This window comes from Actinomadura fulvescens, assembly GCF_039533225.1.
GTDB lineage: Bacteria > Actinomycetota > Actinomycetes > Streptosporangiales > Streptosporangiaceae > Spirillospora > Spirillospora fulvescens.
The window spans coordinates 45,296-60,152 of record NZ_BAAATD010000012.1 but is presented as its reverse complement, the minus strand read 5'-3'; the positions used below and the strand labels follow the sequence as shown (position 1 = coordinate 60,152).

At 69.5% G+C, this 14,857-nt stretch carries 19 protein-coding genes; 10 read left to right on the top strand and 9 right to left on the bottom strand.

What is annotated here, in order from left to right:
• Positions 1 to 8: 8 nt before the first annotated feature.
• On the bottom strand, positions 9 to 440 hold the full coding sequence (locus tag ABD333_RS35465) for a hypothetical protein (RefSeq protein WP_344546946.1): 432 nt from the start codon (positions 438 to 440) through the stop codon (positions 9 to 11).
• Positions 441 to 852: 412 nt separating this feature from the next.
• Here ABD333_RS35465 and ABD333_RS35460 point away from each other — a divergent pair, with 412 nt between their 5' ends.
• Positions 853 to 1,389, top strand: a complete 537-nt coding sequence (locus tag ABD333_RS35460) for a hypothetical protein (RefSeq protein ID WP_344546945.1) — start codon at positions 853 to 855, stop codon at positions 1,387 to 1,389.
• A gap of 148 nt (positions 1,390 to 1,537) precedes the next feature.
• Here ABD333_RS35460 and ABD333_RS35455 read toward each other — a convergent pair whose 3' ends face one another.
• From ABD333_RS35455 to wrbA, 3 genes are all read right to left on the bottom strand, one after another.
• Positions 1,538 to 2,029, bottom strand: coding sequence for a cupin domain-containing protein (locus tag ABD333_RS35455; RefSeq protein WP_344546944.1), 492 nt, complete (start codon positions 2,027 to 2,029; stop codon positions 1,538 to 1,540).
• 41 nt (positions 2,030 to 2,070) lie between these two features.
• Positions 2,071 to 2,637 (bottom strand): YceI family protein, encoded by a 567-nt coding sequence (locus tag ABD333_RS35450; RefSeq protein ID WP_344546943.1) that lies wholly within the window; start codon positions 2,635 to 2,637, stop codon positions 2,071 to 2,073.
• 87 nt (positions 2,638 to 2,724) lie between these two features.
• On the bottom strand, positions 2,725 to 3,333 hold the full coding sequence (gene wrbA, locus ABD333_RS35445) for an NAD(P)H:quinone oxidoreductase (protein ID WP_344546942.1): 609 nt from the start codon (positions 3,331 to 3,333) through the stop codon (positions 2,725 to 2,727).
• A 141-nt stretch (positions 3,334 to 3,474) separates the two neighbouring features.
• Here wrbA and sigJ (ABD333_RS35440) point away from each other — a divergent pair, with 141 nt between their 5' ends.
• The 3 genes from sigJ (ABD333_RS35440) to ABD333_RS35430 all read left to right on the top strand — a co-directional run bounded on the left by sigJ (ABD333_RS35440) (position 3,475) and on the right by ABD333_RS35430 (position 6,553).
• Positions 3,475 to 4,410, top strand: coding sequence for an RNA polymerase sigma factor SigJ (gene sigJ, locus ABD333_RS35440; protein ID WP_344546941.1), 936 nt, complete (start codon positions 3,475 to 3,477; stop codon positions 4,408 to 4,410).
• A 50-nt stretch (positions 4,411 to 4,460) separates the two neighbouring features.
• Positions 4,461 to 5,333 (top strand): RNA polymerase sigma factor SigJ, encoded by an 873-nt coding sequence (sigJ, locus tag ABD333_RS35435; protein WP_344546940.1) that lies wholly within the window; start codon positions 4,461 to 4,463, stop codon positions 5,331 to 5,333.
• A gap of 62 nt (positions 5,334 to 5,395) precedes the next feature.
• Positions 5,396 to 6,553 (top strand): NAD(P)/FAD-dependent oxidoreductase, encoded by a 1,158-nt coding sequence (locus tag ABD333_RS35430; protein ID WP_344546939.1) that lies wholly within the window; start codon positions 5,396 to 5,398, stop codon positions 6,551 to 6,553.
• A 213-nt stretch (positions 6,554 to 6,766) separates the two neighbouring features.
• Here the strand turns inward: ABD333_RS35430 and ABD333_RS35425 are convergent, their stop codons facing one another.
• Entirely contained in the window at positions 6,767 to 8,257 is a 1,491-nt protein-coding gene (locus tag ABD333_RS35425; protein WP_344546938.1) for a serine/threonine-protein kinase, read from the bottom strand.
• Positions 8,258 to 8,573: 316 nt separating this feature from the next.
• On the opposite strand from ABD333_RS35425, the gene ABD333_RS35420 reads away from it, so the two are divergent.
• Positions 8,574 to 8,999: an MmcQ/YjbR family DNA-binding protein gene (locus tag ABD333_RS35420; protein ID WP_344546937.1), complete on the top strand. Its 426-nt coding sequence runs from the start codon at positions 8,574 to 8,576 to the stop codon at positions 8,997 to 8,999.
• Here ABD333_RS35420 and ABD333_RS35415 read toward each other — a convergent pair whose 3' ends face one another.
• Entirely contained in the window at positions 9,000 to 9,566 is a 567-nt protein-coding gene (locus ABD333_RS35415) for a TetR/AcrR family transcriptional regulator (protein ID WP_344546936.1), read from the bottom strand.
• Between the two features lie 84 nt (positions 9,567 to 9,650).
• On the opposite strand from ABD333_RS35415, the gene ABD333_RS35410 reads away from it, so the two are divergent.
• Together ABD333_RS35410 and ABD333_RS35405 are read left to right on the top strand one after the other, a co-directional pair.
• Positions 9,651 to 10,055 carry a nuclear transport factor 2 family protein gene (locus tag ABD333_RS35410; RefSeq protein ID WP_344546935.1) on the top strand — a complete coding sequence of 135 codons (405 nt, stop codon included), beginning with the start codon at positions 9,651 to 9,653 and terminating at the stop codon, positions 10,053 to 10,055.
• Between the two features lie 96 nt (positions 10,056 to 10,151).
• Positions 10,152 to 10,796, top strand: coding sequence for a DNA alkylation repair protein (locus ABD333_RS35405; RefSeq protein ID WP_344546934.1), 645 nt, complete (start codon positions 10,152 to 10,154; stop codon positions 10,794 to 10,796).
• 38 nt (positions 10,797 to 10,834) lie between these two features.
• On the opposite strand, the gene ABD333_RS35400 is transcribed toward ABD333_RS35405, so the two are convergent.
• Both ABD333_RS35400 and ABD333_RS35395 read right to left on the bottom strand, forming a co-directional pair.
• Positions 10,835 to 11,173, bottom strand: coding sequence for a hypothetical protein (locus ABD333_RS35400; RefSeq protein ID WP_344546933.1), 339 nt, complete (start codon positions 11,171 to 11,173; stop codon positions 10,835 to 10,837).
• A gap of 100 nt (positions 11,174 to 11,273) precedes the next feature.
• Entirely contained in the window at positions 11,274 to 12,158 is an 885-nt protein-coding gene (locus ABD333_RS35395) for a helix-turn-helix domain-containing protein (protein WP_344546932.1), read from the bottom strand.
• A 112-nt stretch (positions 12,159 to 12,270) separates the two neighbouring features.
• Between ABD333_RS35395 and ABD333_RS35390 the strand changes: the two genes are divergently transcribed.
• A complete protein-coding gene (locus tag ABD333_RS35390; RefSeq protein WP_344546931.1) occupies positions 12,271 to 12,468 on the top strand; it encodes a hypothetical protein in 198 nt (65 codons plus the stop codon).
• 121 nt (positions 12,469 to 12,589) lie between these two features.
• On the opposite strand, the gene ABD333_RS35385 is transcribed toward ABD333_RS35390, so the two are convergent.
• Entirely contained in the window at positions 12,590 to 12,961 is a 372-nt protein-coding gene (locus tag ABD333_RS35385; protein ID WP_344546930.1) for a hypothetical protein, read from the bottom strand.
• Positions 12,962 to 13,042: 81 nt separating this feature from the next.
• On the opposite strand from ABD333_RS35385, the gene ABD333_RS35380 reads away from it, so the two are divergent.
• Both ABD333_RS35380 and ABD333_RS35375 read left to right on the top strand, forming a co-directional pair.
• A complete protein-coding gene (locus tag ABD333_RS35380) occupies positions 13,043 to 13,642 on the top strand; it encodes a hypothetical protein (RefSeq protein WP_344546929.1) in 600 nt (199 codons plus the stop codon).
• A 63-nt stretch (positions 13,643 to 13,705) separates the two neighbouring features.
• Complete coding sequence (locus ABD333_RS35375) at positions 13,706 to 14,806, top strand: NAD(P)/FAD-dependent oxidoreductase (RefSeq protein ID WP_344546928.1); 1,101 nt, start codon at positions 13,706 to 13,708, stop codon at positions 14,804 to 14,806.
• Positions 14,807 to 14,857 lie beyond the last annotated feature (51 nt).

The window sequence follows — 14,857 nt, the reverse complement described above, 5'->3', positions numbered from 1 at the left end:
CAGCCGCGTTAGAACAGCCGGCCGGGAGTCCACGGCGGCTCGTCATCTTCGGTGCGTTCAGGCTGCACGTTCGTGGCCGCGTTTTGCTCGAAGCGGGGGCCGGGGGTCAGCGGGCCGGTGCCGGTGCTGTCGGCGAGCCAGCCCTGGTCCATGAGGCGGTTGACGAGCTGGCTGGCGTACCAGCGGCGAGCGGCGTCGGGAATCAGGGCCAGGTCGGGCTGGACGTGTTCGGCGACGGCGTACCAGGTGGGGCCGCGCTGGCGATTGCGCCAGTGATCGTCCACCCATGCCGCGACGCGTGGGCCCAGGCCGGGGTCGCGGCGGTCGCCCGCCACCCATTCGGCGAGAATCGGGTACCGGTCTCGCCGGTCCCCGGTCTGGCGAGGTTTTCGAGGCCGCCGCCGACGGCCATTGCTGGTGTTTGGCACCGCCATGGTCACTCAGTTAACCATCTGACCTTGGCCGGCGGCATTCCACTGACAAATATCGATGTCAGGTGATGTCGGCGAACTGCTCTGCGGGGTGTCGGCCTTGGTGGCTTTCATCCGGTTTTGTCACCCATTGCTAACTCCGCGTCGGTCGAAGTCATTCAAGACCAGATACGTTTCGGCGAATTCGTTGGCATCAATGGAGCCGCCCAGGCCGCCGAGCGCGTCACCAGCCGGTCGAAGTCTGTGCGCGGTGGCTGCCAATGCGGGCAGATGTCGGCCGCGCCGGTGACAACCTTCTTTGGATGCGTGAAGGGCTGCTTCGGTTCCCTCTGCCGCGAGGGATCTATATCACGATGGCGGAGTAGATCACCTCTTGCTATGTTCTCAGCGGTCTTTCGAGAATCCAGGCATGGAGGGGTCAATGAGACGGTTCGCCACGATTGTGATTACCAGCGGGGCGCTGGTGGCCGGTACGGCGGCGGGAACGTCCGTTCAGGCGTCGGCCGACGACAAGGGAGCGGTGGTGTCGGCTACCGGTGGCGGGACCGCGGTGCCGTTCAACGACGTGGCCGCGCAGTCGAAGTGGAGGTGGTTCAGGACGAGGGACATCAAGCGCGGGAACGTCGGGGGCACCGCGACCGAGGGCAAGTACCGTTACGGGGTCTACGACGGCAGCAAGGTCCGCCAGGTGTGGTTCCGCATCTGGGACGCCCGAGGCGGGCGCTACGGCGGCGTCCAGATCAACTTCTACTCGAAGGACTGGAGGCTCGACCGCGCCAACTCCGGTGTGTGGGCCGTGACCTCCAACCGTGGCGGCTGGGCGCGCTGGAAGGGCATCTCGTCCTACTACCTCGGGCACGTGTGCATGCGCGAGGTCAGCGGCAAGTGGTACCGGAACAACAGGGGCAAGCGCGCCTTCAAGGTCCAGTCGGCCGGTCGGGCGGGTTGCTGGAAGTAGTCCGTACGCCTTCTGGTCCAAGAGCCGTTGCAACACGGTGGTGTAGCGGCTGACGAGACGCTCGGCTGGGGTTTCCCAGCCGAGCGTTTCGCGTTGCCCAGCTGTTCCGGTCGGCCCGTCTGCTCGCCGTCGTTCGGACGGCGTTCGTTCAGACCATGTACTGGTCGTGGTGGTGGTAGAGGTCGTCCCACTCCTGCTCGGTGAGCTGCCGACCGCTCGCAACGATCTCCGCCAGCTCCTCGAAGTAGGCCTCGCGCGGAGCGCCGGGGGAGAACAGCACCAGCATCGAGGCCGGCCCCCGCGGGTTGGTGAACGCGTGGATCCCGCCCGGTGGGACGAAAAGGAAGTCGCCCGGATCGCCATCGACCCAGCGGTCGCCGTCATAAAGCCCGACCGTGCCGGACAGGACGAAGAACGACTCCGACATCGTCTTGTGGAAATGCGCGCCCGGGACACCGCTGGGGTCCCCGACCATGTCCCAGCGATAGAGCCCGTACTGCCCGCCGGTGGACGCGCCGGTGGCCAGGTAGTGCACCTCCGAGCGCTCACCGATCTTCAGGTCGGGTGCGGAGCCGCTCTTCCACAGTGTGCCGCTGACCTCACCCTTGGCGCCCTCGAAGAGCTCCCTGGGATACGACATCTCGGCCTCCTCGCCGTTCGTTCCTGCTACCGCGGCACCGTTCAGGAGGAGCCATCCCCGAAGCGGGCGGTGCCCCCGTCAGCTTGCCGGATCGCGACGACATCCACCTCCAGCGTCACCTTCGCGCTGACCATGAGCCGCGTCGTCGCGTTCCAGTTGACGCCCCAGTCGTTGCGGTTGATCGTTGCCCTTCCCTTCAGGCCGACCCGGTCGTTCTCGGCGTCGGTCAGCTCGACGTCCACGGTGACCGGCCTGGTCACACCTCGGATGCTCAGGTCGCCCGTGACGGCGAAGCTCGTCTCGTCGAGCCGGCGCATCCCGGTCGAGACGAAGGTGAGCGCCGGGTGATCGGCCATCCTGAGGAACGGACCGCGCAAGTGTTCGTCGCGTTGCCGGTTGCCGGTCCTCAGGCTGCCGGCCTGGATCGTGAGCCGGACGCTGGAACGCGATGGTTCGTCGCCGTCCAGGCGCGCGTCCCCCTCGTACTCCTCGAAGCGCCCGTGCACCTTGCCGCCCACCGTGTGCCGGGCGACGAAGCCGATCCGCGTACGGGCCGTATCGAGAACGTAATCGCCGGTCAGCTCACCGAGCGTGGTCATGGTCGACATATGTGATCGGCTCCTGAAGAGAGAACGGGTGGTTGATCGTTAGGTGCCGCACGGTCGCGGCCCAGTAGGAGGGTGCGGGTCAGCGGTTCAAGCGGCGCGGGCCGCCTTGAGCAAGGCCGCGGTGTCGACGACGCGGCTGGCCTGGTATCGGGCCGCCTGCAAGGCCACCTCGCCGGGCGCGCCGTCGCCGGCCACATGGGACGTGCCGTAGGGATTGCCCGACTGGAACTGGATGGGGTCGGTGTACCCGGGTGGCACGATGATGCCTCCCCAGTGATAGAACGTGTTCGCCAGTGCCAGAATGGTGGATTCCTGTCCACCGTGGGCGGTGTTGGACGCGGTGAAGGCCGAGTACACCTTGTCGGCGAGCTTGCCCTGGTACCAAAGGGGACCGGTGGTTTCGACGAACTGCCTAAGCTGGCTGGCCGGGTTGCCGAAGCGGGTGGGGGTGCCGAACAATATCGCGTCGGCCCAGGTCAGGTCGTCATGGCCGGCCTCGGTGATGTCGGCGGTGTCCTGGAGGTGCCGGGTCCAGGCCGGATTGGCGTTGATGGCCTCGGCTGGGGCCGATTCGGCGACCTTGCGCAGCCGTACGTGCGCTCCGGCCTTCTCGGCGCCCTCGGCGGCGGCCTGCGCCAGGGCGTGCACGGTGCCTGTGGCGCTGTAGTAAATGATCGCGAGGTTCACGGGTTCCATGATCGATTTCCTTTCCGCGGGGGTCCTGCCGGTAGGACGACACAGCCCGGCGCGATGTGAGGTGACGCGCCGACCTCACATTTCGAGGCGCTGTCTCGTCGAACGGGTGGAGGCGGAACGACCAAGGGAGCCGGCGACACCATGACCACCCCATCCGGGCCAGGAAACGGCGAGGCCGATCCGGGCCTGAGCGCGATCATGAGCGAGCGGCGACGGCTCATCAACCTCGCCTACCGGCTCCTCGGCTCCCTGGCCGAGGCGGAGGACGTCGTGCAGGAGACGTACGTCCGCTGGTACGCCATGTCGCGGGAGCAGCAGGAGGCCATCGAATCGGTCGGTGGCTGGATGTCGAAGGTCGCCAGCCGCATCTGCCTGGACCTGCTCGGCTCGGCGCGGGCCCGGCGGGAACGCTACGTGGGCGAATGGATCCCCGAGCCGCTGCCCGACCGTACCGAGTGGATCAGTGGACGGCCGCTCGGCGCCGCCGCCGATCCGGCGGACCGGGTCACCCTGGACGAGTCGGTCAACATGGCCTTCCTCGTCGTGCTCGAATCCATGACCCCGGCCGAACGCGTCGCGTTCATCCTGCACGACGTCTTCCGCTATCCCTTCGCCGAAGTGGCCGAGATCGTCGGCCGTACACCGGCGGCGTGCCGCCAGCTGGCGACCTCGGCCCGTCGCCGCATCCGCGCTTCGGAGGCGCCGGCCGCCCCGGTGGCCCGGCACGCCGACATCGTCAAAGGCTTCAGGCGGGCCTGGGAAGCGGGGGACGTCGGTGCCCTCATCGGCCTGCTCGCCCCCGACGCCACGGCGACGGGCGACGGCGGCGGTGTCGTCAGCGCCGCGCCCCACCCTGTCGAAGGCGCTGAGCGGGTCGCGTGCTTCTTCGCCGACCGGGCACGTACGGCCCCCGACATGACGATCGTGGAGTGCACGGTCAACGGCCGGCCCGGCCTGAGGGCGGAGGCGAACGGCGTCACCGTGGCGGTGCTGGCGTTCGAGATCGCCGGCGACCGGATCAAGCACATCTGGGCGGTGCTCAACCCCGACAAGCTCCGGCCCTGGACCACGGGCTGATGGGGGCCGTCCTACGAGTCGCACCCATCCGCAGGAGAGGGGAGCCGAGCGTGGAGCTGACCGGCGCGTTGGCTGAGACGGACTGGGAAACGCATCGCCCCGCGGTCTTCGGGGCGGCCTACCGGATCCTCGGCACCGTGACCGAGGCCGAGGACGTGACGCAGGAGGTCTGGCTGCGTGCGTCCGCCGCCGACCTGTCGGAGGTGCGGGACCTGCGGGCCTGGCTGGTGACCCTGGCCGCCCGGACGTCCTACAACGTGCTCAAGTCGGCGCGCGTCCGGCGCGAGTCCTATGTCGGACCCTGGCTGCCCGAACCGCTGTTGAGCGGGCCCGACGCCGCCACGCAGGTCCTCGTGGACGAGTCGGTGAGCACGGCGATGCTGGTGGTCATGGAAGCGCTCACCCCGGCCGAACGCGTGGCGCTGGTGCTGCACGACGTCTTCGGTTACCCGTTCGGCCGGATCGCCGAGGTGCTCGGCGTCACTCCGGCCGCCGGCCGCAAGCTGGCCTCCCGCGCGCGGGCGCGGATCGCCTCGGTCCGGGAACGGCCCCGGGCGTCCAGGGCCGAGACCGAACGCGTGCTCAGGGCGTTCAAGGCGGCCTCGGACGCGGGGGACATGGCCGCGCTCGTCGAGCTGCTGCATCCCGAGGCCGTCTATGTCGCCGATGGCGGCGGCGAGGCGATCGCCGCGCGCAGGCCGGTCCGGGGCGCCGAGCCGATCGCCCGGCTGGCGGTCAGGGTGACCGAGATCAGACGTCCCGACGCGTTCGCGATCATCGAGGTGAACGGGCACCCGGCGCTGGCGACCTACGGCGGCGGCGAGCTGGTCTGGCTCGACACCGTGGAGATCGCGGACGGGCGGATCACGGCGTGGCGGAGACTGGCCAATCCCGAGAAGCTCGCCCTCATCGGTCACATCTGAACCCGCCGTCTTGTCTCCCTGCCGACCTCCGATCCCGGGGGCGAGGCTGAAAGGACGACACGGTGGCACACGTTGTGATCATTGGAGGCGGTTTCGCGGGCGTGTGGAGCGCGGCCGGAGCCGCGCTGGCACGCGGAGAGGCTGACCTGCGCATCACGCTCGTCGCGCCGGACGAGCACCTGGTCCTGCGACCGCGCCTGTACGAGCCGGAGCCGGAGCTGGCCAAGGTCGAGCTCAGCAGGATTCTCGACCCGATCGGCGTCGAGCACGTACGCGCGCGGGTGAGCACGATCGACACCGGCCGGCGCGTGGTGGTGGCCGACGACGGCGAGGAGTTCGGCTACGACCGCCTGGTGCTGGCGGCGGGGAGCAAGCTCGTCCAGCCCCGGGGCCTGCCCGGCGCCGAACGGCTCTTCGACATCGACACGCTGGACGGCGCCCGGCGGCTCACCGGCCATCTGCGTGGCCGGGAGGGCTACTCCGCCGTGGTCGTCGGCGCCGGGTTCGTCGGCCTGGAGGCCGCGACGGCCCTGGCGGCGCGGGGCCGGGTGCTGCTGGTGGACCGGGCGCGGGCGGTCGGGGCCCAGCTCGGCCCGGGTCCGCGTAAGGAGATCGAGTCGGCGTTGGACGAACTCGGCATCGAATACCGTCTCGGGACGACGGTGACGGAGGTCGGCGACGGGTACGCCGTCCTGTCCGACGGCACCAGGGCCGAGGCCGACGCGGTGGTCTGGTGGGTGGGGATGAGGGCCGGCGAGCTCACCCGCCAGATCTCCGACGACCTCGACCACCTGGGCCGGGTGCCGGTGGACCGGTGGCTGCGCGCCCTTCCCGAGGTGTTCGCCGCCGGGGACACGGCCGCGGCACGCTTCGACGCCGAGCACACGGTCATGCAGGCCTGCCAGCACGCCACCCCGCTCGGCAAGGTGGCCGGGTACAACGCGGCGGCCGACCTGCTCGGCCTGGCGCCGCGTGACTTCACCCCGGCTCCGTACGTCACCTGCCTGGACCTGGGCGGCGCCGGTGCGATCTTCGCCCGGGGCTGGGACCGCAAGGTCATGGCCTCGGGCGCCGAGGGCGCGGACGTCAAGAAGCAGATCAACCACTACATCCGCCCACCGCTCGACGACGCCTCGAAGATCCTCGCCGCCGCCGACCACGTCCACACCGAACTGCCCTTCTTCCCCCGGCCCGAGGAGGAGCCCGTCCCGGCCGCATGACTCGGAACGTGGCGTCAGCGGCTTCGCATCCACCACACGATCGCTACGGCGAGGACGACCACCGCGGCCACGATGACCACCATTACGCTCATTGCCTCTCCTTTCTCTCCAACGATGTCGAGGGCGTTGGCGACGTCCGCTCGCGGCGTCGTCAACGCCTTCTGAGGAGCGTGACGACCACGACGGCCAGGACGACGATCACTGCCATGAGGATCACGAGTTCGGCGGCGCCCATCGCGTCTCCCTTTCCAGTAGGTCTTCGAGTGCACGGCCGTGACGCAGCTGGTCGATATAGCAGATCCGGATCCACCCGGTCTTGCGGTCACGCCAGGGCGGCCGGCCGGGGGTCTTGCCCAAACGCGGCGGCTCGTGTGCGGGAGGCCGCCACGACTGGGTGTTCTGCCACAACATCAAGGTCGGACGCAGGCCGAGCTGGCCGGTCCCCGCCACTTCGAGAGCGCCGATCTCGTGCCAGGCGTAGCGGGCGCGTCGCGTTCCCCACACGATCGACACCCCTTCGGGGCCGATGTCCAGCCGCCGGGGCATCACCAGTTCGGTCAACATGGTGACGGTCTGCGCGACGATGATGAGGAAGAGCCCGAGGGCGATCCCGGTCACGATGAACTGGGCGGTCTCCAGCGAGTTCGGCAACGTGTCGTTGGCGAAGACGTAGGAGTAGGCCACGCAGACCGCGAACAGCACATGCAGCATTCCCAGGCGCGAGGAGATCACCTTGCTCGCCCGGATGCGGCTGCTGAAGACCGGAACGTCGGACGGCTGGGCTTGGGTGGCCTCCTGGCCTGTGTCGGCGCCGGGAGTCACGGACGTCCGGGCCTCGGCATCCGCGGGAACGGAGGCCTGGTAGGCGGTGAGCATGGTCGCGACGGGTGTGGGGAGCCAGCCGTCGGACGCCGGGTCGGCGAGGCGGTCGAGGATCTGGCCTGGCGTGGGCCGCCGTTCCGGAGCCTTCTCCAGACAGGTGCTCACCAGCTCGTACAGGTCGGCGGCGAGTCCGGTGAGGTCGGGCTCCTGATGAACGATCCGGTAGTCGAGCGCCTGGGCCGGCCCCTGGCCGAACGGCCTGACTCCGGCGGCGTGCGCCAGGACGAGGCCGAAGGCGAAGACGTCGCTCGCCGGTCCGGGGGAGTCGCCGGTCAGCAGCTCCGGGGCCATGAACCCGGCGGTGCCCGCCCGCGCCGTGACGCCCGAGGCGTCGACGGCGCGGGCGATGCCGAAGTCGATGACGCGGGGGCCGTCGTCCGCGAGCAGGATGTTGGACGGCTTGAGATCGCGGTGGACGACGCCCGCGCGATGGATCGCCTCCAGCGCCTCGGCCAGCCCGGCGCCCAGCACGCGCAGCGTTCCCGCCGGAAGGGAGCCGTGCTCGGCCAGCACGTCGGCCAGCGACGGCCCGGCGACATAGGCGGTGACCATCCAGGGCGGGCCGGAGGGAGGATCGGGATCGGCGTCGACCACCGGAGTGGTGTGGAACCCGCCGACCCTGCGCGCCGCCTCGATCTCCAGGCGGAACCGCCGCCGGAACCGTTCGTCCGCCGCGTGGGCGGCGTGGATCAGCTTCACCGCGACCGGCCGTCCGCCGGGTGAGCGTCCGAAGAACACCTGGCCCATGCCGCCCGCGCCGAGGCGGGCGGAAAGCCGGTATCTGCCGACCGTCCGGGGGTCTGCGGGGGCGAGAGGTTCCATCAGCACCCACAGGGCGGCAACGGCCCCGCACAACGGAGCGCACCACGAAACGGGCCGTCCACGCGTGGACCTCCAGCGAAGACATCACGACGGCGAGATCACGGCGGGCCTCCGCCCCGTCCGGCGGCCCGCCGCTTCTATGAGACACCGGAAAACACAGATTGGTTCGGCGAGTGCCGAAAGGTTTTCAGCCGTCGGAGCCGCGGCAGGGGTCGTCGCCTCGTCGCTCACACCGCACTGCGCGGCGCTTGATCCGGCGCGGCCAGCGCATGGCCTCGCTGCGACTGTCACCTGCAGCGCCGCCTACGCTGAGGTCATGCCGGAAGACGAGAGTAGGCCCGCCCGGGTCGAGGACGTACACGAGCTTGCTCTGGCCATGCCACACGTCACCGTCTACGGCGGGACCGGTGACAATCCGATTTACCAGGTGGGCGGCAAGTCGTTCGTCTTCTTCCGCAATCCCCGGCCGGACGCGGTCGACCCCGAGACCGGGGAACGCTACCAGGATGTGATCGTCTTCTGGGTCGCGTCCGAAGAGGACAAGCAGGCGCTGGTCCAGGACGAGACCTCGCCGTTCTTCACCACCGCGCACTTCAACGGCCACCGGTCCGTGCTGCTGCGGGCCGCCCGCATCGGTGAGCTCACCCGGGACGAACTGGCGGAGATCGTTCAGGACGCGTGGTTGTCCCGCGCGTCGGCCCGCCGAGCCGCGACGTGGCTCAACGCTCATCCCCCAACGTGATCATCGCCCGTCGAGGACGTGCTCGGCGAGCCGGCGTGCGGATGCCGCGGGGCGCGTGCGGGGGCGGGTCGCTCCGGCGGCCATGACACCGTCGATGAGCAGGAGGAGCTGATCGGCGGCGACCGCGGGCTCCGCGTGTCCGAGCCTGATCAGCTCGTCCTCCAGCAACCGGTGCACGCGTTCGCGGTAGTCGCGGGTGACGGCATGGCCCGGGTGGCCGGGGTCGGTCAGGGCGAGGTCGGCGGCCAGGTAGCGACAGCCCCGGAAGTCCGGCTCGTCGACGATCTCGGCGAGCCGGTCGAAGACGGCGAGCAGCCGGGCGCGCGGATCGTCGCCGGCCGACCGCATCGTCTGCCGGTAGTGCTCCTCGTCTTCGGAGGTGCTGCGCCGCAGCACCTCGGCGATCAGCCCGTCCTTGCCGCCGAAGTGCTCGTACAGCGAGCGGCGCGCGACGTTGGCCGCCTTCAGCAGCGCATCGACGCCGATGCCGACGCCTTGGCGGTAAGTCAGTTCGCGGCCTGCTTCAAGGAGGCGTTCGCGGGGACCCGGCCCGGTACGCGTGGTCATGGGACCAGCTTCGCACCCGTTGACAAGTAGATCAACTGGTCGGTATACATAAGTAGACCGAACGTTCTATCTCAAGGAGTCATCGTGCCGCTTCGCACCACGGCCGAGGTCATCGACCGGTTCAACGACGCGTTCGCCCGCCATGCCCCCGAGGTTCTCGACGACCTGGTCGCCGACGACTGCGTGATGGAGGCGATCCAGCCGGCGCCCGACGGGGAACGCGTCGAGGGAGGCGAGGCTTGCCTGGCGTTCTGGCACGCCCTCGCCGCAGACCGCACCACCCGGTTCGAGCCCGAGGACGTCACGATCGACGGAGACCGGGCGACGATCCGCTGGCGCTACCACTACGGCGACGGCCCGTCCGACTCGGTACGCGGCGTGAACCTCATGCGGGTACGCGACGGCCGGATCACCGAGGCACTCGGCTACAGCAAGACCGGGACCCCAGTGCCTCTGGCCACCGACTCCGTGGACGGGGAGCATCACTGAGGCGCGTACGACGGGAGGCAGGCCTCCTGTCGTAGGCTGAATCCCGGACGGCGCGGACGGGAGGCCGGGGTGGCGGAGACGACGGTGGCCGAGGTGATGGCCGAGCTGGCCGCGCTCGAGGACCCGAAGATCCGCGAGGTGAACGAGAAGCACGGTGACGATCACGGTGTGAACCTCAGCAGGCTGCGCGCCGTCGCGAAGCGGCTGAGGACGCAGCAGGAGCTCGCGCGCCGGCTCTGGGAGACCGATGACACCGCGGCCAGACTGCTGGCGACCTTGATCTGCCGTCCGAGGGCGTTCGAGCGCGACGAACTGGACGTTATGTTGCGCCAGGCACGCACTCCCAAGGTGCACGACTGGCTGGTGAACTACGTGGTGAAGAAGAATCCGCACTCCGAAGAGCTACGCCTGGCCTGGTCTGCGGACGCGGATCCGGTCATCGCCAGTGCCGGCTGGGCACTGACGACCGAACGCGTGGCGAAGAAGCCGGGCGGGCTCGACCTCGCAGGCCTGCTCGACGTCATCGAGGCGGAGATGAAGGACGCCCCGGACCGCCTGCAGTGGGCGATGAACCACTGCCTGGCTCAGATCGGGATCGAGCACGCCGAGCACCGCGCCCGTGCCATCGGCATCGGGGAGCGCCTGGAAGTGCTCAAGGACTACCCGACGCCCCCGAACTGCACCTCTCCGTTCGCACCCATCTGGATCAACGAGATGGTGCGGCGACAACGCGAGAAATAGGACGACGCCCACCGGCCAGGCTGGGAAGGCCGACCGTTTTAGGTGAGGCAGTAGTTGCTCGGACCGACTGCCAGCACGGTGTGAGAGCGGACAACCTGCTGCCTCGGAGCGAGACCGTAGTTGTAGGGGTGGCTGCTGACGCAGTAGTTCAGCTTGGTCTGATTGGACACCGCCGCGACCTCCACCCCGCCGGGGAAAGCTTGTCTGTCACCCTCCTTGATAAGGATGAGCTGGTTGCTCGGGGAGTGCTCCGGCTGCAGGCAGACATAGCCGATCGGGCACACGATCGTGGCCTGCGCCGGACCGGCGGGCACCTGAACAGCGACACCTGCCGTGGCGAGGGCCAAAGCCCCGATGAGGCGCGCCTTGGCTTTCATGACCATCCCACCTTCCTGTCGTGACAACCCGAGTCTGGGGTACGGCGTGGACGTCCGATCCGGCCGATGCAGGCCTTGGCTGAGATCGGCCAGCTCGTCCTCACCGCATCTCCTCGGCGACAGCGGTGATCAGTTCCAAGGAGTCCTCAGCGGGCAGCGCGTCCTCCAGGATCGCCTCGAACGCCTCGCGGTAGCCGAGAACCCTGCGATCGGCCGCGGGAAGCACGCCGATCCCCTCGCGATAGACGACTTCGTCGAGCAGGCCGTCCTGGAACTGCAGGAGCGCGAAGGCGCCGTTCATCCCGGCGTAGGCGCCTGAGGAGACCGGGACGACACGGATCATGACCGAGGGGTCGGTCTCCACCGTCTCGGCGAGATGGGCCGGCTGGCGCGGCATGACGCCGGGATCGATCCTGATGCCGACGTGCCGCCGGATGCTCATCTCGTCGAGCAGGTAGAGGCGGCGTGGCGGGCGCTGCCGCCAGGCCAGCGTCTCCCGGCGCCGCCGGGTCACCTCGACGGTCAGCGCTCGATCTGTTCCGTCGTCGATCTGGTTACCGGCGATGATGTCGGCGTACTCGTCGATCTGGAGCAGCGGCGGGATGACCGCGGCCTGGAACTCGCGAATGAAGGAAGCGCCGGTCTCGTAACCGAGGTAGCTGAGGAACGTCGGCTCCAGCCTGCCCTGATAGCGGTGCCACCAGCCTCGTTCCCGTGCGCTGCGGGCGAGGTCGAGCAGACGCTCCACCTCACGAAGCTCGGTCACCCCGTAGAGCTTCAGCAGCGCTTCGAGGTCGGTCTTCCGGATGCCGCTCTGGCCGCCCTCGATCCGGATGACCTTCGATGGTGACCATTCCAGGTGGCGTGCGACGAACTCCTGGGTCAGATCCGCCTCCCGCCGGTACCTGTGGAGCGTCGACCGGAGAATGGCGCTGTGGACGACGGGACCGAGGTCGAGGTCCATGCCCTGGCTCGCTTTCGGCACGGGCCGACCGACGGCGCGGACAAAGGTCTGCGACGACATGGGATCTGATCTGCCGGAGCGACGGCCTCCCGGGCCGGTCGTGCGAGGACGTCCTAGCCGCCGCGCCAGCCTGGTGGCGCTCAGCATCTTCGCCGGCGTGACCCAGGGCGTGATCGCCGTGGCCAACTACGCCGCCACGCTCACCGCGCGCTACCTGTTCGTGCTGGCCGTCATGATCCTCTCGGCCGTTCTGGCCTACCTGATCACCCCGCATGACCGCCCCCTTGGACCGAGGGTGCTAAAAAAAATCGCTCAAAAAACTGCTACATAGCATTTTGCCAGTGATCCGCCCGAGGCCGAGCCGCCGATGACGCGCCTGAACCGTCCGTCATCGGCGGGCTGCGGCAGTCCGGGGACTGGAACGCGTGTCGGCTGGCCGCGCTCAGCGGCGGCTAGCCGACACCGGCCTCGGCTCGCGCCGTGATGGCGGCCCTCGCCTGAGCGGCAAAACCGTTCAGCACGTCGGTCCGCCGGGCAGGGACCGTGACCTCAAGCGAGGTCGTCTCGGCCGCGATGGTGAGGGTGAACGTGAAGAACGAGCAGCACGCGGTCTCGGCGGCGAGCAGTGCGGCGATCTCGCCGGTCGCGCGGGGGCCGGCGGACAGGCTCAGCCTCAGCCGGGCCGGTTCCATGAACTCGGCGCGCGTCACGGTCTTGGTGAAGACCTTGTCGAACTCGGCCGTCCGCAGAGGACGTTCGGCGGTCGGCAGCGTGCAGGCGTCCGGCGCCCATTCCTGGTCGGCGGCATTCGTGTTCTGATCCATGCTCCGACGGTAAGCGTGTACCTAGGTACCGGATGCAAGACTCGCACGCGCCCCGCCCAGCCCGGGGGCTACGGTCGGTTCATGTCTGTCGATGTTGTGGCCGAGCTGCCACGGCCGGTCTCCCTGGCCTCAGTGATGGGGTGCGCGGCGGGCGCGTTGACGGAGTTGCTCGGCTTGGACCGGGCACCGGAGATGACGGTCTTCGAAGGGTGGCGTACCGAGAACGACTCGAAGGCGCCGCCGCGTCGTTCGCTGACGGGTGAGGACCTGGAAGCCACGATGATCGGAGTGCGGATTCCGCCGGAGGAGGGCCAGACCGCGGGTTCGGTCGAGTTCGAGATCGGCCTTGCGGGGAAGGAGGACCGAGCCTTCGCCATGGTGATCGACCTGACCGGCGTACAGGGGGCGGAGCCTCGCGTCGAGGCGGTCGTGAGCCCGACGCGGACCTGCGTGGGCGTGGTGCTGGCGACCTCGGTCGCGCTGGGCGCGGCGACCGTGAGCGGCGGCGCGTTCGTCGATATCGAGATCGCCATGCTCGACGCGAGGGACTGGGATCCCGGCCGGTTCATCGAGGCGGCTCGCCTGACCGGCGGCGCCGGTCCCTTCGAGGAACGGTGCGAACGGTTCATGAGGCAGTTCGCGGGTCTCGGCGGCTGGCCGAGGGACCGGTCGGCGAACTGAGGCTGAGCCCGTGGCCACGTGAGGTCTTAACGTCGGCCCGGTCGTTGGGTAACAGTGGTCAGCATGGTCGAGACGGTGGTGGTCGTCGGCGCCGGTGTCTACGGTGCGGCGGTGACCGCGTCGCTGGCGCGGCGGGGAGCCCGTGCCGTCGTCGTGGACGCCGGCGCGCCGGCAGGAGGCACCTCCGGAGCGACGTTCTCCTGGATCAACTCCTGCGGCAAGCAGCCACGGGCCTACCACGAGCTCAGCGTCGCCGGCATGGAGGCCCATCGGAGGCTGGCGGCCGAGGCGCCCGACGGCGGCTGGTACCACGAGGGCGGCAATCTGGAGTGGGCCGACGACGACCTCGGACGCGAGCGGCTGCGCACGAAGGTCGCCGGGGTTCTGGCGTACGGCTACGACGCGCGTTGGCTCAGCCGCGCCGAGGTGCTGGGCCTGGAACCCGGCATCGACCCCGCCCGGCTTCCCGCCGACGAGATCGCGTACTTCCCGCGCGAAGGCTGGATCGAGCCGGCTCCTCTCGTCCACCACCTGCTGTCGGGCGCGCTCTCTCGTGGCGCCGAGCTTGTGCGCGGCGACGCTGTCACCGGCTTGGAGGTGACCGGTGGCAGGGTGCGCGCCGTCCGGCTCGCCTCGGGCCGGCGCCTGCCGGCGGACGCGGTCGTGAACTGCGCGGGCCCGCAGGCCGCCCGGATCGCCGCGTTCGCGGGGCTGGTCCTGCCGATGCGCAATGCCAGCGGCGTCGTGGTCTGCACTTCGGCGGTGGCAGCGGTTTCGGTGTCCCGGGTCGTCCACGGTCCGCGCGTTCATCTGCGCCCGGACGGCGCCGGACGGTTGCTGCTGCACACCCCTGGCATCGATGGTGCGGTACGGGCGTCCGGGGCGGTCGAGCAGTCAGCGATCGACGAACTGCTTGAGGCGGGGCGTGCCCTCTGTCCGGGCCTGCGGGCGGCCACGGTCGAAGACGTCCGGATCGGTGAACGGCCCATCCCCGGCGACGGCCTGCCGGTGCTGGGACGGGTGAACGAGCTGCCCAACCTCCATTTCGCCGTGTCGCACAGCGGCGTGACCCTGAGCGTGCACGCCGGTGACCTTGTCGCGGGAGAGGTACTCGGCGAGGACCACGGCGACATCCTCGCCCCGTTCCGCTTCGAGCGCTTCTGACGTCGCGCCGTCGCGGATGAATGGCCGGAGCGGACGCGGGCACGGGACCTG

Excerpts from the sequence above, each read along its gene's own strand:
- ABD333_RS35460 (WP_344546945.1), top strand. The coding sequence starts at position 853 with ATGAGACGGTTCGCCACGATTGTGATTACCAGCGGGGCGCTGGTGGCC.
- ABD333_RS35455 (WP_344546944.1), bottom strand. The coding sequence starts at position 2,029 with ATGTCGTATCCCAGGGAGCTCTTCGAGGGCGCCAAGGGTGAGGTCAGC.
- ABD333_RS35450 (WP_344546943.1), bottom strand. The coding sequence starts at position 2,637 with ATGTCGACCATGACCACGCTCGGTGAGCTGACCGGCGATTACGTTCTC.
- wrbA (WP_344546942.1), bottom strand. The coding sequence starts at position 3,333 with ATGGAACCCGTGAACCTCGCGATCATTTACTACAGCGCCACAGGCACC.
- sigJ (WP_344546941.1), top strand. The coding sequence starts at position 3,475 with ATGACCACCCCATCCGGGCCAGGAAACGGCGAGGCCGATCCGGGCCTG.
- ABD333_RS35425 (WP_344546938.1), bottom strand. The coding sequence starts at position 8,257 with ATGGAACCTCTCGCCCCCGCAGACCCCCGGACGGTCGGCAGATACCGG.
- ABD333_RS35420 (WP_344546937.1), top strand. The coding sequence starts at position 8,574 with ATGCCGGAAGACGAGAGTAGGCCCGCCCGGGTCGAGGACGTACACGAG.
- ABD333_RS35415 (WP_344546936.1), bottom strand. The coding sequence starts at position 9,566 with ATGACCACGCGTACCGGGCCGGGTCCCCGCGAACGCCTCCTTGAAGCA.
- ABD333_RS35405 (WP_344546934.1), top strand. The coding sequence starts at position 10,152 with ATGGCCGAGCTGGCCGCGCTCGAGGACCCGAAGATCCGCGAGGTGAAC.
- ABD333_RS35400 (WP_344546933.1), bottom strand. The coding sequence starts at position 11,173 with ATGAAAGCCAAGGCGCGCCTCATCGGGGCTTTGGCCCTCGCCACGGCA.
- ABD333_RS35385 (WP_344546930.1), bottom strand. The coding sequence starts at position 12,961 with ATGGATCAGAACACGAATGCCGCCGACCAGGAATGGGCGCCGGACGCC.
- ABD333_RS35380 (WP_344546929.1), top strand. The coding sequence starts at position 13,043 with ATGTCTGTCGATGTTGTGGCCGAGCTGCCACGGCCGGTCTCCCTGGCC.
- ABD333_RS35375 (WP_344546928.1), top strand. The coding sequence starts at position 13,706 with ATGGTCGAGACGGTGGTGGTCGTCGGCGCCGGTGTCTACGGTGCGGCG.